Genomic DNA, 24,500 nt, shown 5'->3' on the forward strand with positions numbered 1-24,500 from the left:
CTCTTTTACTTTTACGAAATTCTTGGTAAGTTATATACAATGAAAAGAAGACAATTTATTCAAAGCCTGGGTGCCTTCACTGCTTCTGGTATCCTCTCGCTTCATCCGGCTGCTCAGGCGATGGCCAAAGCCAAAAGAATTCTGCTGGTATCTGGCTGGCAGGATGTAAATATTGGCGATATTACCCATACGCCGGGGCTTTTACATATTCTGGAAACCTACCTGCCCGATGTGCAGATTACCCTCTGGAAGCGAAGCAACGGAGCAAATGTAAAGGCCATGCTCAACCGGGATTTTCCTAAAGTAAATATTATCTATGGCAAAGTAGATGAGGCGCGCAACGTAGATAATCCGGAGGTGCTGGAGGCATTTAAAAACAATGATTTTATGCTGCATGGCTCCGGGCCAAGCATTGTGGGGCAGGAAAATCTGGAAGCCTGGGTAAAAGCAACCGGTAAACCATTTGGTATTTTCGGAACTACTATTCAGCAGATCAATCCGACACTCAAAGCTTTGCTCGAAAGGGCAAGCTTCATCTATACCAGGGAAACGGCTTCTATTAAGGTGCTAAAGGAAAATGGACTCTCAGGCGATCATATCGGATTTGCCCCGGATGCTACATTTTTTGTTAATCTGAAAGACGAAGCGAAAGCAAAAGCCTTTTTAGAAGAAAATAAGCTGGAGTCGAAAAAATTTATATGCGCCATCCCCCGCTTACGGTATACGCCTTACTACAAATGGGCCCCAGGCCCCAGCTGGACCCAGGAGCGGATTAAGCACATTGAAGAAACCAATGAAAAGCACAAAGAAGCCGACCATGCCAAACTCCGCGAAGCGATGATTGCCTGGGTAAGGCGAACCGGAAACAAAGTACTGGTATGCCCGGAAATGAGTTACCAGGTAGAAATTATGGATGAGTTGCTGATTAACCCTTTGCCAGAAGATGTAAAGCCGATGGTGATCAAACGGGGGTACTGGCTTCCCGATGAAGCGGCCTCTGTGTATGCGCAGGCATTTTCTGTGCTAAGCTTTGAATGCCACTCGCCCATCATTGCAGCCGCCAACCGTACTCCGTTCTTTTATCTGCGCCAACCGGAAGACACCATCAAAGGGCAGATGTACTATGACCTGGGCTTCAACGACTGGGTATTTGAAATTGAGCAATCTACAGGCAAGCAAATCACTGAGCGCTTGATGGCCATGTGGAAGAATTATGGGGCGGCTAAGGAAAAACTGGCAACTGGTATGGGAAAGGTGGATGCCATCTACAAAAAGGCCACCCAGCGGGTAGCAAAAGTGGTTTAATCTTCTGGCCAATAAATCAGCCGCCATTCATACATATACTATTCTATCGGATTTATACCTGATAAAAAACAAAAAAATACAGCAGTTTGAAGGATGACATAACAAATTTTCCTTGTTATGCTTTTTAATTCAGACATGAACCACTTTACTAAGGAAGGCAGAAAGAGAGAAGATATAGCATCATAACTTTTGGGCTATTCTCAAAGAGGGAGGTACATGTGACTTCCCTCTTTGGGGTAGCCATATGCGTTAAAGTCTTAAAAGCTTACGATTTACTTTTGTAACCCCACCAACAAACAGGTACCCGGCTACTTACACCTTTCAAAAAAGCTGCGGATTCTTCTATGGATTTTTATGCCAGCTTTTATTAATCAAACGGATGTTGGTTTTGCCCAATAAATTGGCCTGTACACCCTGCTGTACAGCTGTAGTTTTTCAACTTTCCTACCAGAATTTTGTAAGGTGACTAGCCTTGGTGCTATGTATAGTACTGTATGGAATTTGTCACAGCCGATTATTCCCTTCCATATTTTCCCTACATATTACTTTTCTTACAGGAGGGTTTTCTTCTTACAAAGAAGATGAGCATATATTGTAGTATTTTGTTTTTATTGTTCTGTTACTGCTATAGACCGGTGCTTTACAGATACAGATCAAGGGAAGCAACTGTAGTGCAACAGCCAGCCCTGTATTCTTAAGAGTTTATACATCCACCTATTGACCGTTCACTTGTTAAACAGATATCAAAAACCATCTCCTACCCCAATCAGATTCACTTACCTCAATTTGTAGTTACTTATGAAACTCTGGGTGATACCTTTTCTTATACTACTAATAAGTTGCGCAAAAAGAATAGATACTGTACGTAGTGGAAGTTATGAATATAGCTTTACCCAACAGACGTTGACACCGGCAAATTCTTGGAGCCTGTTAATTACACCCCTCAAAAAAGATAGCGTTTCTCATCCCCCTATTAAATATTATCCTTCCGATTATTACAAAATTTTAAGTGTCGGACAAATTAGTGACAAACACTATGCCTGTATTCCTGTCAAAGACGGGCTTCTGGAAATCTCCGGAAGGGATTCGATCCGCTTTTTGAACAGGTATAACTCCTCACTGGCCAGCCTCGGTCCCATTCATCAGATGGTTGAGCAGGATAAATCTATATGGATAAATACCAGTTATCAACTCTACCGCCTCTATCAGAACGATACAATTGTTTACCAGCTGGGTCCACAGGGTACTTACCCCATACGTTCGATTAGCCCTGCTTCCTCCGGCATTTGGGCACAGGTTTCCGGAGATCTTTTTCTTATCCGTGAGAAAGCAGCAATTAAAATTGAATTGCCGGAAAATATATTACGCTGGGTGGCTTTATCTAACAGTCAAATGCAGGGTTACTCTGCTACCGGGGTATATACGGTATCTGAACAAGCCGTTAGTTTTAAGAAGAAAGCCATTAGCCCATGGTTTCCTAAAACTTTACAGGAAACCAAAGGTAACTGGACCATCTCTTCTTTTTCCTATCAGAATGAACTGTATCTGATAGATCCCATAAATAAAAAAATCTATCTATTCACCGAGCAAGCAGATTATCAGGCTGATTTTAATGCTGCTCAATATAAAGGAATATCACCGGATAATGCGTTATGGACCATTGGTTACAACCATAAGGCCTACTGGCTACAGGTTTCGGCACCTGGCTGGCAAAATCGCATTAAGAATAATACTTTGCAAGCTCAACCCAAAGCAGTTCTTCCAGGGTACAATGAATTTACAGGTAGTAGCTTTTTAAGAAATAATGGAGAGCCTGTTGTGGTAAGTGCGCAGGACGGTACATTTTTTTACCGGCAAGGAAAGTTACATACAGCGAAGGAGGCGAACCTGACTACTATGAACTCCTTTCTTGAGCTGGAATCCCTTCCGCAGGAGGTGTATCTGAAAAAAGTCCCACCCACCTTATGGTCGCCTTATCTGCTCAACAAACCTATAGTAGCTGACAATGGCATACAATTTAATTTCTACTCTACCCAGGTGGACAGTAAAGGGGTAAGCTGGCTGGTTGACAATGGCAAGTTAACTTCCGGTTCGCCACTCTATCAGACGTACACCATAGCAGAGGAACTTGCAAAGCGGGGCTTAATCCTAGCAGAGCCACTGGAAAGCTTTTCTTTGCTGATTTCCTACCGGGTTTATATCAACAAGCAGGATATCATTCATATTTTCGGAAAACATACCCTTATACTTTTTAATCCCGGAAAAAACGATTGGAAGGTTTATCCGATTCCGGCAAGCTCATCTGCTGAGATACACTATGGACGCATCTTCGAAGATACACAGGGATGGCTATGGTTCGAGGTATCGGAAAAAGGTATCTACTGCTTTGATGGGAAAACACTGCAACTCATGGTTCCATTAAGTAAAGTGGATTTTTGGCAAATAGATTCCGGCCGTCAACTGACAATGATCAAAGATAAGCTGATTGTGCTAATGGATCTGAGTGATGCCATTGCTGAGTTCTCTCCGGTGTTAGCCACCTTCCCCATCCAGGAAAGAGTATATGGGCTGGGTTCAGTTTCCGGGGTGGTTTGGAGAGGAAAAAAACCAGTACTAATCAACCATGATGGATTTTACTTTTATCAGTAGATTATACCTCACCTGGGAGCACCTATCAGGTAATAGGTTGCCCGGAATCGTCCGTTCATGTAATGACTACTATATTCATTCTTAGAAATTAACCTCACTTACAAAGAGGCCTATGCCTCTGGTAAGGTACAATTTTTAAACCCCATCCCAATAGAGTTACCTTAACAGGCTGATCACTAATGCTTGTTCCTTATGGCCATACCTTTCATCTATACCAGATTGCAGGAATCTGCACTTTCTCCCTATCTTCAGGAAGAAATACAATACACGCAGCATTCATAATTGTTAGCTATTGAGAGGGCTTAAAGGCTCCTATGCGCAATTGATTAGCATCTTATGCTGCTAAAACTCTACATTCCAGGTTTGTACTAAACTTTTCAAGAATCCAGTCATGAATGCAAAGCAATTTTTTAAGATCAGGCTATATATTACTGCCTTATTAGCCATAAGTATCTGGACACTTTTGGCGTGGAATCATTTTCATGGGGGCATACCATCTCACCATATACTGGCCGATGAAGAATTACCTGCTTTTTCTAACGGATGGGGTGCTCTTTTACTTCCGATGCTAACCTGGTTCCTGTTGTATCGCATCCATAAAAGTGTTTTTGGCAGCAAGCCTGGTGCTTCTCAACCTCCAAAGATATTGTTGAATAAGCTCTATGGGTTTACGGCTTCCTTGGTATTCGGAATTTTACTCTCTGTTTTCTTTACTTTAGCATATACTCAACTATGCGGGTATATGCTGCTGGGGCTACTTCCCCTTGGCATTTTCTTTCCAATTTATCGACCCGAGTACCTATTGGGCTTTGTCTTGGGCATGACCTTTACCTTCGGTGCCGTGCTGCCAACAGGAATCGGAATTATCATAGGGATGTTAGCATTTGGGCTATTTGTATCCTTGCGGTACATTATACATTTTCTAAGGTTGAAATCTGCTTAACTTCTTTTCTGAGCGGGCTTACCTATATACCCTTCAATTAACTACTTTTCTGGTGTCCGGATGAGTACCTACTCTACTTCTGTATTTTCATGGAGTTTGCCCAAATTAAGAATAAATGAATAGCTTTCTTTCGGGTTATTAGTCTATAGGAAGGTAAACATTATGAGTTCAATATTGGTGGCATTGCTTGGAAGAGTATGAGAACCTGGGCAATGGTGTAGAAAAACCAAACTATTCTTATGGAAAGTAGAGAGCCTATGCATCATTAGATAAAAATTTATCTAGGCACATTAAACCAAATAACGATGGCTAAAAGTACAAACAGAGTTATGCCCGAAATCAATGCAGGCTCGATGGCTGACATTGCCTTTCTATTGTTGATTTTCTTTCTGGTAACTACTACTATCGGGGCTGACAAAGGGCTCCAAATGCTTCTTCCCCCAGAAAAAACACAAACTACTCCTCCATCGAATGTACACGACAGAAATTTGTTTAAGGTAATTATCAATTCCAAAAATGAGTTACTGGTAGAAGATATGCCTATGGATATTACTAGTCTAAAGAAAGAAGCAAAGAAATTCCTTGCTAATAATGGGGCTGATCCTTCGTTATCTGATAACCCCCAAACAGCCGTTGTATCTGTGAAAACCGACAGAGGTACAGACTATGAGACTTATCTGATGGTGTTAGATGAATTAATGGCAGCCTATAATGAACTTCGGGCAGAAAAACTGGGAATTTCAGTAGACCGTTATCTTCAATTAGACGAGAAGAATGTAAAGGAAAATCAAATGCTGAAATATGCCCAGAAAGTATATCCCAGACGTTTGTCTGAAGCAGAAGCCACACGTATAGAGCAGTAAGGAGATATGTAAAATGAACATCCGGATAATTTTATATAGGACCGTTTGATTGGCTGCTAGAGAAAAGGGCAGTCAATCACATGGTTTCACCGGGTAGTAAAGCCTGCACTAGTATTACTTGGTATAGAACTAAGTAGAAAAAAATCTGAATAGAGATAAGAGCCTTCCTCTTGGGAAGGCTTTTTCTTTGGAAGTAAAAAGCACTTATGAATTTCCAGCATAAGTACTTGATTCTCACGTAGTCCAGCCTGGGCTTGAACCAGGGACCTCCTGATTACGCAATAGGTACAACATGCATATAATCAATTATTTACAATCAATAAGTCTGACATAGGTCTCAAAAAATAATTTTTAATTTAATTTTTTTCTCTTTTCGCTATGAAAAATGATCAACCAAACATGACTTATGCAGCTGTATACATAAGCAGTATCCGTTAAAAAATATTTCTCTTCTCTCCTACCTTTTTCCTCCAGTCAAAAGTAGAATGTTCATATTTACAGGATAAAAATGATTGTATACCCTTCTTTTAAATGAATATCTGCCTCGGGTTTAACTTAAAAATTATTCTACTGTAACATATAATACTATATTATAAATCATTCGATTACAGAATTAGTCTTAAACTGGGTGTCAAGTGGCCCTGAAACAGCCATCAAACCGGTAAAAGCCTCTTTTCCCCTTAACTGCACCTGGTCAAGCCTACAGAAAGACAGATAGTGAGGCAGAACCAAACTACCAGCAAGCGTGTCAGAGACTAATAGTTTATTGCTATACACGTTACATAATTCCTGTATGCGGGCTGCAGTATTGAGCACATCGCCATGATAAACTATTTCACTTTTTATATCTCCAACCTGCGTGGTTACTACTCTGCCACCATGAACTCCTGCTTTAAAGCCGGGCACCAGCCCATATTGCTCCCTATAGTATTTCTCCCTCTTTTTAACCATTTCCTCTATTTTGAAAAAGCAAAGAATACAATAAGCCTGTCGGATACCTTCTTTTAATTTCCAGGTGATCACCACTTCATCTCCCACATATTGATAGATTTCACCTTTGCTTTCCAGCACCGACTTACCCAGATCATAAAAGAAATCCCGGAGCAAGTTACTGTAGCGGACATTGCCTAATTTTTCGGCTATGGTTGTAGAGGATTTGATATCTAAAAACATAAAAATACGTTCCTCTTCGGTTGGCTGGTGGTACTTCCCCTGCAGTAAGCGCAGCAATGTATTCTTACCAAGCATACGGCTCATCTGGTTAAAAAATACAAGGGTAAAGCAACCAACCAGATTTATGAATAGGAGTTTAATAAAAACAGGTGCATTTTGCTTTAACAGATGAATCCCTAACAGATTGGGGTGGATACCCATTTTGACAATAAACGGATGATTGCGCAAAATCTCACTCTTTGAGTAAAGCAACGGAAGTACATTGGTTAACAGCAAAAAGGTGGTGAGTACTACAGTCAGATACAGGAATGTCTTTATGGCGACAATAGCGGGAAAATTCCACTTTCTGAGCTTACCGGAAAACAGATGCAACTCCAGCAAGGCCACTGTTGTACCGATAATAAGGCTGTCAATAAAGGCATTCATTAGTACAATGATATTTATTCCTTCCAGTATAATGACTTGTAACCCCATGAATAAGAAGAAGCCTAAGGTCATCTTGCCAATTTTCTCCAGTTGATAGGCTCGTAAGGCGGTCAGTCTCATATCGGTAAAAAGTTTTTTATTGCAGCAAACGTGTAGTACAAATGCCTATCAACACTATTGAGTTATACCGTTTTGCGGTAACGCCACATGGCTAAAGATAAAATAAGCACGGTGAGCAGCGATAGGGCAAAAAACTGTGACTGTACCTCATAAAAGCTGCTGCCCTTAAGCATGACATTGCGGCCAACTTCAATGATGTATTTCAATGGGTTCAGGTAGTTCAGATACTGCGCCCACAGGGGCATATTTTCGGTAGAAGCAAACAAGCCACTTAATAAAATAAATAAAACCAGACAGAAAAAGGCTGCAAACATGGCCTGCTGCATGGTTTGGGAAATGTTGGAAATAAACAAACCTAACCCTACACATAAGAGCAAAAAAAGCAGGGCAAACATGTACATTAAGAGTATACTTCCTTCCAGGGGGATACCAAACAAAAACACTCCCACCAGAAGACCTGCGGTAAACTGCACAAGCCCAATAATAACAAAGGGCGTAAGTTTGCCAATGATGAACTGGTACTTTTTAATAGGCGTTACATTCAGCTGCTCCATCGTGCCCACTTCTTTCTCCCGCACAATGTTTAAGGAAGCAATCAATCCGCCAATCAGGAGTAAGAGCTCAAACAGAATACCAGGCACCATAAAGGTTTTGTATTCCAGTTGTGGATTGTACCAGTACTGGTTTGCAATCATCACCTGCCCGTTCTGTAGAGGTGGAGCCGGAAAATTTTCTGTCAGTATTTCAGCATTAAAATCCCGGATAATACTTGCCGCATAGCCACTGGCAATACCCGCCTTGGAGCCATCAATGGCATTTACCATCAATTGCACCTCTGCCCTATTATTACGGTACAAATCTCTTTCAAAATGTGGCGGAATTACCAGCACAATGTCGGAGCTGTTTTTTAGTAATTGAAGCGATGCCTGCTTGTAAGAAGGCTCATAGGTAGAAATATGGAAGTTTTCTATGTGGCTGAATTTACTTACCAGCCGCCTTGAATAGGTAGAATGGTCGCTGTCTACGATCGTTATTTGCAAGTCTTTTACCTCAAAATTAGCGGCATAAGAGAGTAAGATCAATTGCAAGATTGGGGTGATGAGCATCATGCGCAGCAGCACCCGGTTGCGTAGTATCTGCTTGAATTCTTTTTCCACCAGAAATAAAATGCGTCTCATAGGCTTCGGGTTTTTAATTTTCTCAAACTCATGAAAATGAACAGGCCTGCCATAGCTAAAAGAATCAGTGTCTCTTTCAGCAGATAGCCAATGCCCACGCCTTTGATCATGATGCCTTTTACAATGGCAATAAAATATTTAGCAGGTATAATGTTGGATACAACCTGTAAGGGTTTGGGCATACTTTCAATAGGAAAAATAAAGCCTGAGAGAAAAATAGTGGGCATCAATAAGATCACTAGTGAAGCAAACATGGCTACTAGTTGAGAGTCTGTCAGGGTAGAAATAAATATGCCGATAGAGAGCGAAAGAAAGATAAAAAGCAAGGTTTCTGTGAGTAGCAGCAGCAGGTTTCCGTTCATGGGCATATCCAGCACCCATACCCCCAGGGCAATAATGAGGCAGCCATTGATAAAGGATAGCAAAAGGTAAGGCAGCACTTTTCCGAATATAATTTGCGACTGGGTAAGCGGAGAAACAGAGAGTACTTCCATGGTGCCCATCTCTTTCTCCCGGGCAATGGTAACTGAAGTCATCATGGCGGAAACCAGTAACAACACCATGGCCATTACTCCCGGCACAAATACAAAAGCCCCTTTCAGCTCCGGATTAAATACCATTCTTGAACGCACATCGATCATCATGGGAGAGGAAGCCACCGGATTCTGCGCTGCGCTATAATCGCCTATAATAGCCGATGCATAGTTTACCAGGCTGATAGCCGTATTCTGCTCTGAAGCATCCGCAAGCAATTGAATGTGTGCCCCTTTGCTACGCTCGTATTCACTGTCGAAGTCTTGTGGAAATACGACTACCATTTTGATTTTACCCTTCCGGAACGCTTTTTCTATATCTGCATAAGTAGTCAGATTTTCCTCCAGCCTGAAATACCCTGATGAAAGAAGCCGATGGGTTATCTTTCTGGAATGCATGCCTTTGTCATTATCCAGAATGGCTATTTTAGCATAGCTGATCTCATTGGTGAGTGCAAATCCAAACAGCAGCACCTGCACGAAGGGCAGCCCGAACAGAATCAGTAAGGTGCGTTTATCGCGGAAAATATGCAGGAACTCTTTGTGTACAAAAGAAAAAAAGCGTTTCATAGACAATGCATGTTTGATGGATTATTTGGTGGAAGTGCCGCGGGCTAAAATCTGAAATACGCCATCCATAGATTCTACTCCGTATTGCTCCCGCAAACGTCTGGGCGTATCCAGTGCCTGAATGCGGCCATCCACCATAATGGAGACCCGGTTACAATACTCCGCTTCGTCCATATAATGGGTGGTAATAAAAATGGTGGTTCCATTACTTGCTGCCTCATAAAGCATGTCCCAGAACTGCCTGCGGGTAATGGGGTCTACGCCACCGGTAGGTTCATCCAAAAACACCACCGGCGGTTCATGCAGCATGGCAATAGAGAAAGCCAGCCGCTGTTTCCAGCCCAAAGGCAAAGAGGCTACAAGGGTATCTGCTACTTCTCCAAGGGATAATTTCTCTAGTATATACTCTGTTTTTGATTTAATGGCCGGTAAGCGGAGCCCGTAAATGCCTCCATAGAATTTTATATTTTCCCTCACTGTAAGATCTTCGTAGAGAGAAAACTTCTGACTCATATAGCCGATTCTCTCTTTGATTTTTTCAGTTTGCGTATAAACATCAAACCCGGCTACTTTTGCATCCCCGGAAGAAGGCTTTAACAGTCCGCACAGCATACGCATAGCTGTAGTTTTGCCGGCACCATTGGCTCCCAGAAAGCCAAAGATTTCGCCTTTGTCTACGGCAAATGTTATCTCGTTGGTAGCTATAAAATTTCCGAACTTCTTTGTTAACTTATCTGCGATTACTACTTTTTCCATGGTAAGGAGGGTTGAGAAGAAGATAAAACTTTGATAAGAAGCCTCACATTACTGCCTATCCATTAATGACATAAAAGTATCCTCAACAGTAGGTGATATGGGGTGCATCTCTATTTGCCTGTGTTGCTTTTGCTGCAAGAAAGCTTCAATATATGTTCTATCTACTGATTCACTTTTCAGTGTCAAATGCAGGTACTCACCAAAAGCGTAACAAGTATGGGTAAACGGAGCGGTGCGCAGATCCTTGATCAGCCGGTATGTGTCTGCTCCCCGGATAGCCAGTAGTGGTTTAGTAAAGTGGGTAGTAATACCTTCCGGTGTGTCAATAGCGAGAATAGTTCCATTCTGTATCAGGGCTATCCTGTCGCATAAAACGGCTTCATCCATATAGGGCGTAGAAACCAGAATAGTCAGGCCCCTGTTTTTTAACCTGCCAAGCATCTCCCAGAATTCTTTGCGGGAAACGGCATCCACTCCGGTAGTAGGTTCATCCAAAAAGAGCACTTCCGGCTTATGGATGAGGGCGCAGCAAAGGGCCAGTTTCTGCTTCATACCGCCAGACAAATTCCCGGCACGCCTGTTTTTGAAAGGCTCCAGCTGCGTGTAAATATCGGCAATCAACGCGTAATTAGCCTCGATACTGGTGCCAAATACTGAGGCAAAAAACTGCAGATTCTCCCCTACCGTTAAATCCTGGTAAAGCGAAAAGCGGCCTGGCATATAGCCGGTAATGGTGCGAAGCATTTTATAGTCTTTTACCACATCAAACCCGGCAACCGTGGCTTTTCCGGCATCAGGCAACAGAAGCGTTACCAGAATTTTAAACAAGGTAGTTTTACCGGCTCCATCCGGACCAATCAGCCCAAAAAGCTCCCCCTTCTGCACCTCAAAGGAGACCTGCTGCAGGGCTCTGGCAGATGCGTATGTTTTAGATATGACTTCTATGGCAATCATCGCTTTTTTGTTTAATTGAATACTACTTCACCAGGCATACCTATTTTTAAGCTGCCGTTATTCTTCACCAGTATCTTCATGGCATATACCAGATTGACACGCTCTTCCTTGGTCTGGATTACTTTAGGGGTAAATTCTGCCTTACTGGCAATCCACTGCACATTGCCTTCATATTCCTGGAAAGTATCATTCGGCGCATCCACGAGTACTTTCACCTGCTGACCCACCTTGACTCTTACCAGCTGGTCGCCGCTTATATAAGCACGGAGCACAAGCTTGTTTAAATCAGCTATTTTATAGAGTGCTTTGCCATAACTTACCACTTCTTTAGGCTCTGCCAGACGCATGGTAACTGTACCGCTTACCGGATTTACTATGGTTGATTTTTCAATCTGGTCACTGAGCCGCTCAATCTGTTTTTGAAGTGGTAAAGTTTCTGACTGAATGCCTGTTTTCTGTGTGGTGAGAGCAGAAGCTTGGGCTGAGCGTTGGCCTTTGATGAGGGCAATTTGTTTCTCAATCATACTTATCTGCGTATTGATATCATCCAGCTGCTTTCCCGGCACCGACTCTGCGGCCAACAGGTTCTCTGTACGCTTTTTTTCACGTTGAAGTGCTTTGAGTTGCTCTTCCTGCAGGGCAATTTGCTGCTCATAGAATGAGGTTTGTGTAGCAATATTGGGCGTACGGGAAGAAACTGTTAGCAGGCTGGCTTTCAGTTGCTCTTTTTGCAGCGCCAGTTGCAGGGTATCTATAAGACCTACCTTTATGCCGGCATCCAGTGTTTGTCCTTCTTCAACCGCAAACGATTCCAACACACCAGTTGCTTGTGCAGACACAATGGTTTCAACAGCTTCAAAATTGCCATAGGCATCTGTCTGGTTGCCTTTGCGGTTACAGCCCCAAAGAGAAATAGCCCCAATAAAAAGGAAAGTGAGAGTTTTCATATAGAAATATCAATTATGTATGAATAGAATATGTGTGAGTTGGAAGTGATATGTCTGCTGGTAACAAATGCCGGATTAGTTACCTGTTAAAGTCAGGTACTGCAGTTTGGCCATTTGCCACTGCACACGGTGAGTGTTTAAGTTGAGCCGGGCCTGGTTTTCAGCATTTAACTCACTGATATAATCGCGTGCAGCAATAGCGCCATTTTCCAGTTGGCTGGCAGCACGCTGCCGTAACTTGCTCCGCAAGGCCACTATCTCCGTATCTTGTTCAAGCAGGTATTGATAGCGTTCAATTTCTGATTGCTGCTGGCGTAGCTCAAGCGAGAGGTTTTTCTCAAAAGTCGCCTGCTGATTGTTCACCATTTGCTCTTTAAGAGAAAGAATGGTGCGTTCTCTTTTTAAGGTATATCCATTGGAAAGTGTCCAGCTCAGGCGGACACCTCCTAGAAAAAAGCTACGAAAGTCGTTATTGAGAAGATTGAGTGCCGGACGGCCTGCGCCTGTTTGAGCGAAAGCACTTACACGCGGCTGTATTCTGCTACTGACAAGTCCTTGCTGAACAGCAAGTTGTGAACGCTGCAAGCCGTATAACTTCATCTCTGGCCTTTGATTGGGCAGATTCTGAATACTTATTTCCTCCTGCTCTATCCCTAGTGTGGTGTTTTCATCTATAGATAGCCCGGTAAGTATCGCCAGCATCTCTTTGAAGCCATTGCGTAATGCCTTAAATTCGGATAGTTTTTGCTCCAGCTGCAAGTATTCAGCCTGCAAGGCATCTACCGTGGTTTGTGGTGCCGTACCATAAGTCACATTTGCCGAAAGCTTGTCTATCTGGTTTTTTACATGTGTTTGTTGCATTGCCATTAGCTTGCTGTTTTCTTCTGCCAGGAGCGCATTGAGAAAGTACAGGTTCACTTGGCTTTTTACTCTGTTTAGTTCTACTTCTATCCCTTGCACTTCCCGCGCTGTACTTGTTTTCTGCAGTTCCCTTTCAAATCTGTTTACTCCTCCGTCATAGAGCGTGTACCCTGCGTCCAGGGTGATTTTATATTGATCTTTGCTCAACTCCGGCACCTGAACACCAGGTACTTCTATCGGAAGTCTGGTTACTTCTGACTGCCAGCTTGCCTGCCCATTAACGGACATTTGCGGTAGCCAGCGGTTCGCCTTCAGGTTACTAATGGCTGCTTCACCGGTTTGAGTATACAGCCCTTTTTGCCTGGCTAGCGGATAATTTGCCAGAGCTGCTTTCTGGCACTGTGCCAGCGTGATGGTATCTTGTGCCTGCAACAGGGGTACACAGAAGAGCAAACAAGCAATACATAACAGATACTTTTTCATATAAACAGTGTTTATTTTTGTCATTATTAAATACATGTTTTAAACATTTGTTTAATATAAGGGCAAAAAAAATTTACCTTACTTTCAGATAGGCCATCAGCATTTCTGGGACTATTTTTTTACGTTCTTCCATAAATTTGCGAAAGCCTTCTTCATCCATATCTCCGATATAGGAAATAATAGGACGTGCCAGAAAAGGGAAAACCACATTGCCCATAATAGAAAATATCACATGCAGAGGGGCAACTTCCCGGATATTACCTTTGGCAATTTCCTCCTTCAGCTGCTTGGTGAAATAAGCTGTATGGATTACCTCTTTTACATGCATTTCCTTGAAAAGCAGGCTTCCCTCCTCTCTGTTTTCAGATAACACAAATAGGGGCATAAGTGGGTTTTCCATAATAAGATCCGTATAGCGGTCTACTATCTTCCATATCTTTACCTCAAAAGGAGTCTCTTCGTTAAGTAGTAAAATCATTTTTCCAAAAAAAGCACGGAAAGATTCCATATAGATACTTTTAAAAAGCTGCTCTTTGCTTCTGAAATAATAATTGACCAAAGCCACATTGACATCTGCCTCTTGAGCTATCTGGCGAATCTTTGTTCCCTCATAGCCATACTTTAAGAACACCCGTTTAGCTGCTTCCTTAATACGTGTTTCCGTATCTAATTCTTTTTCCATGTGTGTAAGTTAGGCAAAGATATACACAAGATAAATATAAAACAAGTGTTTTAAACATTTGTTTAAATATTAATTTACAGTTCAACACATTTACTTGTAAGTTTTAAATAACTACTTCCGATACATTTCTTTTTGAAAGTACTCCTACACTTGATTATGTACAGGTCTCTACCTTATAATCTAGGTGAGTAAAACAAGTCCATTTACCGATCCTTTTGTACGAGTCCTGCACCAAAGCTCTCTAACTATTCCTGAACGAAGCAGATATTTATTGCCATACAAGGTTCATTTGAACTGCCGCCTCATTTGTCAAAACTCCAAACTACTTGCTGTTTTATTCTTTACCAGTTAACTAAATGAATCGTTTGCTATGCCCGGAAGAATCAATTCCTACAGTTCTTTTATTCAGCAAGCAGGTGGCCTTTTTGCTACAAGAGTTTTGCTTTTATAAAGCCAATTTCCGCTGATGTGTGTATTTACTCTGGAAAAATACACGTCTGCAGCGGGCATAAAAAATAGGTATGTTTCCTGGTACTTTCATTGCATTGTAGTAGATATTGATCCGGAGATTTCATAAATAGGAGAGAAAGTTTAGTCCCTTAAAGATACTCGCAGACTAAACATACACACTAAAATTACCTTTTTTGTCCAGGTCAAGGGTATCTTTGTCCAGTTTAAGTGCTTATATGCTTCCGGAAGAAATTTGACGTGTAACTTGACTACGTGAAAAGAGGGTTGATACATAAGGCCTCGATTACGGCACCCATTATTGCTATGTATGGGTTGGCCCCTGTCTACCTGTTTAGTTCAATGGGCTGGTTACAGTTTTTAGTAAGCTATACGACACTCACCCTGGGTATCTTATTTTTCTGGTTTTTCAATATCTATCTGACAGAAAAAAACATCCGAACGGGCACCAGGTATATAATCAGTTATTTATCCACTTTCCTGCTTCACTCTGGTACTGTATTCATCGCAACCGTATCCGAGGGACAAATAAACCCAGGTAGTTTGATTATCTATTCAGTGGTAGGCACATTGGCCGTTAATACTATTATTCTCATTATCATCCATTCCGATTTGCTCAAGCACAAAAAAGACCTGGCTGAGTTAGAAATTGGGAAGCTAAAAGTAGTAAATCTGGAAGCGCAGAAAAAGGTACTTTTACAGCAATTGCAGCCCCACTTCCTGTTCAATGCTATGAGCACCTTAAAGTCCTTGATAAGCGAAAACCCGCAAACGGCTGCTGATTATACCGTGAAGTTGTCGGAGTTTTTGCGCTACTCTGTCCAGTACCAGAACCATGAGCTGGTTTCTTTGAAAGAGGAACTGCAGTTTACTAGCGATTATATAGAACTTCAGCAGGTCAGGTTTGGAAATGCCTTGCATGTTCAAATTAGTATTCCCCAAGCGGCTTTAGCTATGAAATTGCCCGTTTTTGCCTTGCAGTCAATGGTTGAAAATGCCATCAAGCACAATGGGTTTACGGAGAAAAAGCCTCTTACCATTGACATAACATTTGAGCATACCAGCCTGCGGATTGCCAATAATAAGTCGCCCAGGGCTGTGGGAAAAACCTCGGGTACCGGGCTCAAAAACCTGAGCGAACGGTATCAGATAATTTCAGGGAAAACACCGGAAATCGCAGAGACCCACACCGGATTTATAGTATTCTTACCCTTACTTGAACCATGAAAATAGTCATCATCGAAGATGAAAAACTGACGGCAAAAGACCTGGCCGCTACCATACGCGGCGTAGAGCCGGATGCAGAAATATTGCCTTTTTTGTATTCTGTGGAAGAGGCCGTCCGGTTTTTTGAGCAGCAGCCGGAGGTGGATTTGATATTTTCAGATATCGAACTGGGCGACGGATTAAGTTTTGATATTTTTGAGCAGGTAAATACACAGACACCCATCATTTTTTGCACCGCCTATCAGCAATATGCGCTGGAAGCTTTTCAGACATTGGGCATCGATTATGTACTCAAACCCTTCAATAAGCAAGCCATTGAGAAAACCCTGCAAAAGTTCAAGCAGCTAAAAGACAAGCTTGCCAAAAAAAACGATAATCTGGATAGCCTGATTGGTTCCTTAAAAAATAGCCTGCTTCACAATATTCCTTCCGTAATCGTATATCAAGGCGAAAAAATCATCCCTATCAGCGGCAGTGATATCGCTTTTTTTTTCATCGAAAATGAGGGCACATTTGCCTATACGTTTGCCCAGAAAAAGTATCCTGTCAGCCAGAAATTAGACAAACTCGAGCAGACATTTCCTTCTTTTTTCAGAGCCAACCGGCAGTTTCTGATTAACCGCAAAGCCGTAAAAGACGCCTCGCAGTACTTTAACCGTAAAATGCTTATCAACCTGCTGTTCCCCTACAAAGAGCCCATAGTAGTGGGAAAACTCAAAACCACCGAGTTTATCCACTGGCTTTCTCAACAATAAGCCTTCCCATTTCCCTGTCCATTTGGGAGAAAGTTTTGTCCGGTTCGCCTGCATAGCCATTGTGCAGTTTTTTTTGTGTCTACACTTTTGTATCAAACATAAGTAGCTGATGCCCATGAAACGCCTGATTCTCTTCGGTTTATTGACTCTACTAACCTGTGTGTTTACCGGCCATAGTGCCGCAGCCCAGGGGGCTGATACTATTTTGGGAAAGTGGCAGGATGCCGCCCACCCCGAAAAGCAAGTGGAGTTTCATAAAAAAGATAGCCAATATACCGGCAAAGTGATCAATGACCCGAAAAATCCATCCAGAAACAATGCCATCCTGTTCAGAGAACTGGTATGGAACAACACAAACAAGACTTATCAGGGAACACTTATCAACCCAGATAATAAGGATGAATACAAAGTGGAAATAAGTCTTCCCGATAACAACACCTTTCAGTTTAAAGCGGGCAAGTTCATATTCTCCAGAACCTTCATTTTTAAACGGATTTAATCATGACGAAAGCTTCTTTCTGTATGATGTGTTGCTTCTGGATAACGCTTTTTACCCACACACGTGCCCAGACAGTGATTAGCAGTTTTGATGAACTCTTGCAGCTGACAGGGGCAAAAAGCCTGACGCTAAAAAACACAGACATCACTATTACCCAAGCCAAAAAAGCCCGGTTGGCTTCACTTATGGGCATTGTTGACCCTACGGGCAGTGTTTCCGGTTCGTACACCAACAACACGCAGTTGCCGGTCAGTCTGTTTCCGGCTGAAATATTAGGCGGACAACCCGGCACTTTTCAGGAGGTACCTCTGGGTGTGCAATACCAGACCAATTTCAATGCCTACATTGATATAAAACTATTGAACCCGCAAGGCTGGTCAAACCTGAGGCTGGCGAAAATCAATATAGACTTGTCGGAAACAGAGCAGAAGCTGACACGCAAACAATTGTATGAAGACATAGCCGCCGTTTATTTTAATATCCTTACCCTGCAAGAGCAACTAACTGCCACCGGACAAAATGTAGCGGCAGCCGATACCTTAGCCCAAACGGTTGCCGAAAAATACAGACAAGGCTTAGCCAATGGGCAGGAACTGAACGATAGCCAGGCAACGCTGCTGTCTACACAGGAATCGTACCGGCAGATACAGTACTTGGTTGAGCAGCAGATTTTGTCGCTGAAAGTGCTGTGCGATATTCCGGAAACAGAGCAAATTCAGTTCACGCAGCCAGTACAGGGCAATGTTGATTTGTATACAGTAAACATTTCGGAAAATACCCTGCAGGCTACCAATGCCATGCTCCAGGAGAAGTATGCACAGGTGAATTATTATAAAATGGTCAATAGCAACTTGCCCACCTTATCGATAATCGGCTCCAGTACACGCCAGCAGTTTAATACCGTACCCCGGCTTTTCGACAACCGGGTAAACTGGATTCCGAGCAGCTATATCGGCTTGCAGATTAGTATGCCCATACCGGGAACCAACTCCATCGCAGGCTTTTACAAAGCCAGGTTCGATTATGAAAGAGCCAGGAACGGGGCCATACAGGCCAGAGCAAATGCCCAATCGGCGGCAAAGCAGCTACAGGTTGAGTACAACAAGTCCTTTTCGCAATACAAAAACAATCAGCAAGTGTATGAGCTTCACCGCGATTCGTACCAGAAAAATGCCTTGAACTACCAGGCCGGTATCCTCACCCTCGACCAGACCATTAATAGTTTTAATACCATGGTTAACAGCCAGTACCAGGCTATTTCGTCCGCCATTCAAGTGCTGCTGACAGAGGCGAAAATCAACATTCATAACAAAATTCAATAAACTCATGAAATCAATCCTAATTATGGTGATTGTGGCCATTTTCGGGCTTATTTCCTGCGGCAGGCAGACAGAAGAAACCAGGCCTATCCGGAAAGATGTCACCGAAACGGTGTTTGCCTCCGGCACTTTAGAAGCCGAAGGCACCTATAGTCTGACGGCGAGGGCCGAGGGGTATATCTCCGACCTGTCGTTCCAGGAAAACGACCTGATTCAAAAAGGCCAGACCTTAGCCGTGATTGATAACCAGCAGAACCTGATTAATGCCAGAAGCGGACGCGTACTGTATGACATTGCCCAGGCCAATACCTCACCGGATGCACCGCAACTGGTGCAGGCAAAAAATGCCATGGAGCAGGCAAAGAAGCAAATGGAGTATAATTTAACGCAGGTTGACCGGTATAAAAAACTCCTGGAAGCCAATAGTATTTCACGGGCTGATTACGAAAAAACAGAACTGCAGTACCAGTCTGCCAGAACAGAGTACGAAAATGCCCGGCAGAATTATGCGCAGCTGAAACGGCAAGCCGAGCAGCAGCTGGTAATTAACCGTTCGCAGAAAGACATCAATGCCACCTTATCAGGTTACAACCAGATTCGTGCCGTGAAAGCGGGGCGTGTGTTGAAAAAACTCAAGCAGGCAGGGGATTTTGTAGCTCAGGGAGAAGTAATTGCCCTGATTGGCGAAGCCCGGTCTATGTATGCCAGAGTCAATGTAGATGAGGGGAGCATTGGTAAAATTAAGGTGGGGCAGCCGGCTGTTATCGGGTTAAACATCAATAAACAAAAAACCTACCGGGGCGAAGTGGCCGAAATACTTCCCACCTTTGAGGAAGCCACACAGTCGTTTGTCTGCAAAATCTATTTCAAAGACAGCCTGGATTTCAATATTGCCGGTACGCAGTTGCAGGTAAATATCATCGTAGACACCACCAAAAATGCCCTGCTCATTCCCAGAAAGTACCTGGGCTACGATAATGAAGTTCGTATTAAAGGCGAAGATAAACCCCGGAAAATAGAAACCAAACTAGTGAGCAGTGAGTGGGTGCAGGTGCTGTCGGGCATGGATGAAAATGCGGTTTTAATCACCGAAAACGGACAATAATATGAGGCTGAAAGTAAACTACGACATTGCGTTCACGCATATCCTCACCCGCAAAAAGCAAACCCTGGTTGCGGCTATGGGGGTTACAGTGGGTATTGCTTTGTACATTTTTTCTAACTCCATTGTATCTGGGGTAAGCAGTTATACCAAATTGAATATGTTTAAAACCATACCACATATCCGCATACATAAGGAAGATGAAATTAGTAAATCACTTATTGCAACCGACAGCACTACTTTCAACCTGATAAGCAACCCCAAAATTACCACTACCAGTAAGACAATTATCAACCCATATGGACTTATTGACCAGTTGAAAAAGCAACCCTATGTATTGAATGCGGCTCCGCAGGTAAATGTAGATTTGTTTTACAGCAGCGGCAAATCACAGCTCAAAGGCATGGCCAGTGGTATAGACGTACAAGCAGCCGATGCCATGTTCAACATCACCAGCACCATGCTGGCAGGCAATCTGGAAAACCTTTCATCGGACTTAAACGGGATTGTGATTGGGCGAGGAATTGCCGAAAAACTGAACTTGCGGATGGGCGATAACCTGAGCATCATTTCGTCTTTGGGGGTGAGTAAGGTGCTGAAAGTAATTGGTGTGTTTGCCACCGATAACCGGGCAACTGACGATAGCAAATCCTATATACACCTGGCCACCGCCCAGCAACTCATCGGGGGAAACCCCACTTCCGTAACCGACATTTATGTAAAGCTGAGTAATCCGGATTCTTCCGGTGTGTATGCCCCCCGGCTGCAGCAACTCACCCAATACAAAGTAGAAGACTGGCAGATAGAAAATGCCGACCAGCTGGCACAAAGCAAACTGACTGGTACCATGACTCCCCTGATTTCCTTCTCTATTATGCTGGTAGCCTCTTTTGGCATTTACAACATCATCAACATGACTATTACCCAGAAAATGAACGACATTGCCATTCTGAAAGCCAATGGATTCAAAGGGAAAGATATCATCAAGATATTCCTGACTGAAGCCTTTATCATGGGCGCTTTCGGAACGCTGCTGGGGGTAAGTATCGGGGCCATACTGGTGTATATAGCCAAAGGAATTTATGTGGGCCCGCCGGTGGGGTATTTCCCAGTCCGGTTTGATGCATCCATTTTTATTTCCGGCATCTTCTTCGGCCTGTTTGTATCCCTGGGAGCAGGGTATTTTCCGGCCAGAAAAGCTGCAAAAATTGACCCGGTTGACATCTTCAGAAAGTAATACCAGAATAATCTCTTTAACAAACGATAACAGCCTTTGCAAAAGACGCCTTAGACCCTTACAGGGCAACTCTTGGCATTATCAGTGGGTTTGTGCGGATTCTATACAGCGGTGTTGCAAAGGTGAGCCCCACCCGGCCTTGAGGGCAAAGCTTACGAAAAGGTGTACGAGCAAGGCTTACTACGCAAGGTCGATTTTATAATTGTATAAACTATACTATGAAAAAAGAAGTCATTTTAGCTACCAAAGGCCTGAGCAAATACTTTCTTGAGCCGGTAAAGTTCAAAGTACTGGATGATGTAAGTTTTGAGGTGATGAAAGGCGAGTTTCTGACTATTGTAGGCAAAAGCGGTTCAGGGAAATCCACCTTGTTGTATTGCCTGAGCACTATGGATACAGATTATGAAGGAGAACTGCTGATCAGTAACCAGCGGATAACCGGGCAAAAAGCCGATACCCTGGCCTCTATCCGGAATGAAAAAATCGGATTTGTGTTTCAATTCCATTACCTGCTGCCTGAGTTTAGCTGCCTCAAAAATGTAATGATTCCTGCGCTAAAGCTGGGTGAACACAGCTATGAAGAAATTGAAGAAAAAGCTTACGAAAAATTAAACATACTGGGCCTGGCCGACCAGGCTTTAAAAGATGCCTCAAAGTTAAGCGGCGGGCAACAACAACGGGTAGCCATTGCCCGGGCATTAATTAACGAACCAGACATTATCATGGGCGACGAACCCACAGGCAACCTGGATAGTAAAAACACAGCCATTGTATTTGACATCTTCCAGCAGATTGCACAGGACTACGGCCAGACCATTATTGCCGTAACCCACGACAACGACTTTGCCAAAGCCAGCCACCGGACGATTGAGATGGCAGATGGAAAAATTATTAGTCACCAGAAAATTTTTGAATAGATGAAAGATCTCAGAAATTACTTCTATTTCCTACCTGCTTTTCTCTTAAGCCTGATTGCCTTGATTAAAATATTGATCTATTTTCAGAATCCAAGCCGGCTTCCTCTACCCCAGCTTGCCATGTTGGAGTTGTGTTGCCTGCTGCTTTTTGTAAGCCCGAGAACGGTAACTATAGGCTTCTTTCTACTATGCAGTTAGCTGGGTGGTGCCATTGCCGTAAACCTGATTACCGGCCTCAGCAGCCTGGTAGCTCCAGCCCTCACACTTACTCTGTTCAGGATTAGTATGTTTGTGAAAAACAGGCTACTCTTCCTTCGCTAGACGATAGGTATTTATGGATACCTATTCAATATTTTTGCTCTACCTGTTAGGCGCTTTTCAGGTCTTGTTTGCAGTTTCTGCCCTTTGGATAGGTTATTTTACCTATCAGACAAATAAAATATGCCAATGTCTGACAAATCCTATTTATGTTTCACATTTGGCAAGTTCACATTCTGTGAATTCCTTCGATAAGAATTCTGATCCATCTTTTTAATAAGCAGTATTCAACTTTACATCACAGCAGACAAATTAAGCTCCTTGCCATATTTTCTTCTTAAAGTAAAAGCTTACTTTTTGTAAGTAATAATGAGCGTTAAATCTTCTTTGCCACTTTGGGCTAGTCCATGTGAGCTTCCCGTGCGTGTAAGAATAGCATCTCCTGCTTTTACGTGCATTTGCTGACCATTGATCATCATTACTCCTGTGCCTGACAGAATATAATAGACCTCATCTTCGGCTTGTGTATGATATCCAATGGTAGCACCTGCATGAAGCACCCGCTTGCGGAATGCAAACTCATAACCCGCTGCTTGTTCAAAAAAAGAATAGCCTGTTGAACTGCCTTTCCCATTATGTGGACTTGCTCCTTTTTTCTCAACCTCACTATCCCGCTCAAAAATGTATCCTTGATCTGGAATAAATTTGGCTAGTTTATAGGAAGCCAAACCGATCATGGAAATAACTAGCACGAAGATCAAAAGTGGTTTCATAGGAGAAATATTTTCTTTCATAAGTTACCTATTTACTGAGACTCCAATCAGGGAATTCTTGGTTTTTACAAGCTCTATTTTGTTAGCAGAACTGGTAACAATAAGCCCATAGCTTCAAAGATAGAACTACTACTTAATAGACTATTTGGCTTTCTAATGGGTAGAATTTTCTCACCTAATACTACTGCATTGCTTCCAATTTTTCTATAGCATTAACTTTACAACATATCTTCTGCAGGTAAATGGATGAACCTATTTACTATACTCTTTTTTCTAGAAATTCAGGTGACTCACGCTTCCGTAACCTTCAATGGATTAATACATATAAATTACTTCATCACCAAAACCATCCCGCTTATGAAAACGGCTGTATGCGCTAACCACACTATCTTCGCCACTTGCTTTTATACTGGAATGGCGGATAATGATCTCAGTAGTTAACCGTTCTGTACGGAACCGCTTGTTTTTGCCAGCCTGCTCTATTTCCTGTATACATAACTGAGCCGCTGTACTCCCCATCTCATAGCCTTTCGGATGCAGGCCAGTTATTGCCGGGTGCAGCAGGGCATGTACCGGATCGCTGCCAAAAGCAACCAATCCCAGATGGTGAGGAATTTCCAGGTCTATGCGCCGGGCTTCTACCACCACAGCCGTAGCAATCTGGTCACTTGCGGCAAAGATGGCATCGGGCCGGTTTTCCAGCTTCATCAATCTAGTAAATCCAATCCGGCCATCCTGATAGCCGAACCCTGTATGAATTACCAGATCCTGGTCAAATGGTAAATTGTACCTTTCCAGGGCTTTCTGATAGCCAGACAAACGTTCCTGGCATACAGCCAGCTGTTCAGGACCCGAAAGATAGGCTATACGTGTAAAGCCGGACCTGATCAGGTTTTCGGTAAGGGCAAAACTGCCGGCTTCATTATCAAACAGCACGCGGTGAGCGGCTAAACGTTCTGGCGCACGGTCGAAAAATACCAGGGGTAATCCCTGATTCTTTAACTGCCGGAAATGATCTATTTTATGGGTATGCTGAGAAAGACAGGCAATTACGCCGTCTACCTGGTTAGACAAGGCGTACGTTTGCATCAGTTCCCGTTCGTAGCTTTCCCCGGATTTGCTCACCAGCACCTGGTAGCCTTTGCGGAAGGCTACTTCCTCAATGCCATTCAATACCGATCCATATAAGTGCTGTTGTATTTCCGGAACGATCACGCCCAATAGTTTGGTACGTCTTTCCCGCAGGCTCTGGGCAATGGTGTTTGGCTGGTAGTTAAGCTTTTTAGCCATATCCTTCACCGCTTCCACAGTTTCGGGCCGGATATCCGGATGGTTACGTAAAGCACGGGAAACGGTGGAAGCTGAGATACTTAACTTCTTAGCTATATCATAAATGGTAACCGTGGTACGGCGGCTGGGGTCTAATCTGGGCATGGGAATAACTCTTCTGTAGTAAAATCTAACCTACTAAAAAAATATTTTTTATGCAACCGATGTCGCAA

21 protein-coding genes are annotated in these 24,500 nt (G+C 43.0%); 11 read left to right on the forward strand and 10 right to left on the reverse strand.

Going from position 1 to position 24,500, the window contains the following annotated elements:
- The first annotated feature begins 39 nt into the window (after nt 1-39).
- From Q0590_RS23990 to Q0590_RS24005, 4 genes are all read left to right on the forward strand, one after another.
- Nucleotides 40-1,305 (forward strand): polysaccharide pyruvyl transferase family protein, encoded by a 1,266-nt coding sequence (locus Q0590_RS23990; RefSeq protein WP_302040158.1) that lies wholly within the window; start codon nt 40-42, stop codon nt 1,303-1,305.
- A 798-nt stretch (nt 1,306-2,103) separates the two neighbouring features.
- Nucleotides 2,104-3,954 carry a hypothetical protein gene (locus Q0590_RS23995; RefSeq protein ID WP_302040159.1) on the forward strand — a complete coding sequence of 617 codons (1,851 nt, stop codon included), beginning with the start codon at nt 2,104-2,106 and terminating at the stop codon, nt 3,952-3,954.
- Between the two features lie 391 nt (nt 3,955-4,345).
- A complete protein-coding gene (locus Q0590_RS24000) occupies nt 4,346-4,897 on the forward strand; it encodes a hypothetical protein (RefSeq protein ID WP_302040160.1) in 552 nt (183 codons plus the stop codon).
- A 305-nt stretch (nt 4,898-5,202) separates the two neighbouring features.
- Complete coding sequence (locus Q0590_RS24005; protein ID WP_302040161.1) at nt 5,203-5,760, forward strand: biopolymer transporter ExbD; 558 nt, start codon at nt 5,203-5,205, stop codon at nt 5,758-5,760.
- A gap of 597 nt (nt 5,761-6,357) precedes the next feature.
- On the opposite strand, the gene Q0590_RS24010 is transcribed toward Q0590_RS24005, so the two are convergent.
- The 8 genes from Q0590_RS24010 to Q0590_RS24045 all read right to left on the reverse strand — a co-directional run bounded on the left by Q0590_RS24010 (nt 6,358) and on the right by Q0590_RS24045 (nt 14,443).
- A complete protein-coding gene (locus tag Q0590_RS24010) occupies nt 6,358-7,479 on the reverse strand; it encodes an adenylate/guanylate cyclase domain-containing protein (RefSeq protein ID WP_302040162.1) in 1,122 nt (373 codons plus the stop codon).
- A 62-nt stretch (nt 7,480-7,541) separates the two neighbouring features.
- Nucleotides 7,542-8,657, reverse strand: coding sequence for an ABC transporter permease (locus Q0590_RS24015; protein ID WP_302040163.1), 1,116 nt, complete (start codon nt 8,655-8,657; stop codon nt 7,542-7,544).
- A complete protein-coding gene (locus tag Q0590_RS24020; RefSeq protein ID WP_302040164.1) occupies nt 8,654-9,760 on the reverse strand; it encodes an ABC transporter permease in 1,107 nt (368 codons plus the stop codon). Before Q0590_RS24020 ends, Q0590_RS24015 begins: the two co-directional genes overlap by 4 nt.
- 21 nt (nt 9,761-9,781) lie before the next feature.
- On the reverse strand, nt 9,782-10,516 hold the full coding sequence (locus Q0590_RS24025; RefSeq protein ID WP_302040165.1) for an ABC transporter ATP-binding protein: 735 nt from the start codon (nt 10,514-10,516) through the stop codon (nt 9,782-9,784).
- 48 nt (nt 10,517-10,564) lie between these two features.
- Nucleotides 10,565-11,470 carry an ABC transporter ATP-binding protein gene (locus Q0590_RS24030; protein ID WP_302040166.1) on the reverse strand — a complete coding sequence of 302 codons (906 nt, stop codon included), beginning with the start codon at nt 11,468-11,470 and terminating at the stop codon, nt 10,565-10,567.
- Between the two features lie 11 nt (nt 11,471-11,481).
- Nucleotides 11,482-12,417, reverse strand: coding sequence for an HlyD family secretion protein (locus Q0590_RS24035; protein ID WP_302040167.1), 936 nt, complete (start codon nt 12,415-12,417; stop codon nt 11,482-11,484).
- Between the two features lie 75 nt (nt 12,418-12,492).
- Nucleotides 12,493-13,761: a TolC family protein gene (locus Q0590_RS24040; RefSeq protein WP_302040168.1), complete on the reverse strand. Its 1,269-nt coding sequence runs from the start codon at nt 13,759-13,761 to the stop codon at nt 12,493-12,495.
- A gap of 73 nt (nt 13,762-13,834) precedes the next feature.
- Entirely contained in the window at nt 13,835-14,443 is a 609-nt protein-coding gene (locus Q0590_RS24045; RefSeq protein ID WP_302040169.1) for a TetR/AcrR family transcriptional regulator, read from the reverse strand.
- A gap of 810 nt (nt 14,444-15,253) precedes the next feature.
- On the opposite strand from Q0590_RS24045, the gene Q0590_RS24050 reads away from it, so the two are divergent.
- The 7 genes from Q0590_RS24050 to Q0590_RS24080 all read left to right on the forward strand — a co-directional run bounded on the left by Q0590_RS24050 (nt 15,254) and on the right by Q0590_RS24080 (nt 21,967).
- Nucleotides 15,254-16,138 carry a sensor histidine kinase gene (locus Q0590_RS24050; RefSeq protein WP_302040170.1) on the forward strand — a complete coding sequence of 295 codons (885 nt, stop codon included), beginning with the start codon at nt 15,254-15,256 and terminating at the stop codon, nt 16,136-16,138.
- Nucleotides 16,135-16,893: a LytR/AlgR family response regulator transcription factor gene (locus Q0590_RS24055; RefSeq protein ID WP_302040171.1), complete on the forward strand. Its 759-nt coding sequence runs from the start codon at nt 16,135-16,137 to the stop codon at nt 16,891-16,893. Before Q0590_RS24050 ends, Q0590_RS24055 begins: the two co-directional genes overlap by 4 nt.
- Before the next feature lie 115 nt (nt 16,894-17,008).
- Nucleotides 17,009-17,392 (forward strand): DUF2147 domain-containing protein, encoded by a 384-nt coding sequence (locus Q0590_RS24060; RefSeq protein WP_302040172.1) that lies wholly within the window; start codon nt 17,009-17,011, stop codon nt 17,390-17,392.
- Nucleotides 17,393-17,394: 2 nt separating this feature from the next.
- Complete coding sequence (locus Q0590_RS24065; RefSeq protein WP_302040173.1) at nt 17,395-18,714, forward strand: TolC family protein; 1,320 nt, start codon at nt 17,395-17,397, stop codon at nt 18,712-18,714.
- 4 nt (nt 18,715-18,718) lie between these two features.
- Complete coding sequence (locus tag Q0590_RS24070; RefSeq protein WP_302040174.1) at nt 18,719-19,816, forward strand: efflux RND transporter periplasmic adaptor subunit; 1,098 nt, start codon at nt 18,719-18,721, stop codon at nt 19,814-19,816.
- A 1-nt stretch (nt 19,817) separates the two neighbouring features.
- Nucleotides 19,818-21,050 (forward strand): ABC transporter permease, encoded by a 1,233-nt coding sequence (locus tag Q0590_RS24075; RefSeq protein ID WP_302040175.1) that lies wholly within the window; start codon nt 19,818-19,820, stop codon nt 21,048-21,050.
- Nucleotides 21,051-21,268: 218 nt separating this feature from the next.
- On the forward strand, nt 21,269-21,967 hold the full coding sequence (locus Q0590_RS24080; RefSeq protein ID WP_302040176.1) for an ABC transporter ATP-binding protein: 699 nt from the start codon (nt 21,269-21,271) through the stop codon (nt 21,965-21,967).
- Between the two features lie 608 nt (nt 21,968-22,575).
- Here Q0590_RS24080 and Q0590_RS24085 read toward each other — a convergent pair.
- Nucleotides 22,576-23,019: a cupin domain-containing protein gene (locus Q0590_RS24085; RefSeq protein ID WP_302040177.1), complete on the reverse strand. Its 444-nt coding sequence runs from the start codon at nt 23,017-23,019 to the stop codon at nt 22,576-22,578.
- A gap of 294 nt (nt 23,020-23,313) precedes the next feature.
- Entirely contained in the window at nt 23,314-24,432 is a 1,119-nt protein-coding gene (locus Q0590_RS24090) for a LacI family DNA-binding transcriptional regulator (protein ID WP_302040178.1), read from the reverse strand.
- Nucleotides 24,433-24,500: the final 68 nt, after the last annotated feature.

The sequence above is a fragment of the Rhodocytophaga aerolata genome, assembly GCF_030503435.1.
Classification (GTDB): domain Bacteria; phylum Bacteroidota; class Bacteroidia; order Cytophagales; family 172606-1; genus Rhodocytophaga; species Rhodocytophaga aerolata.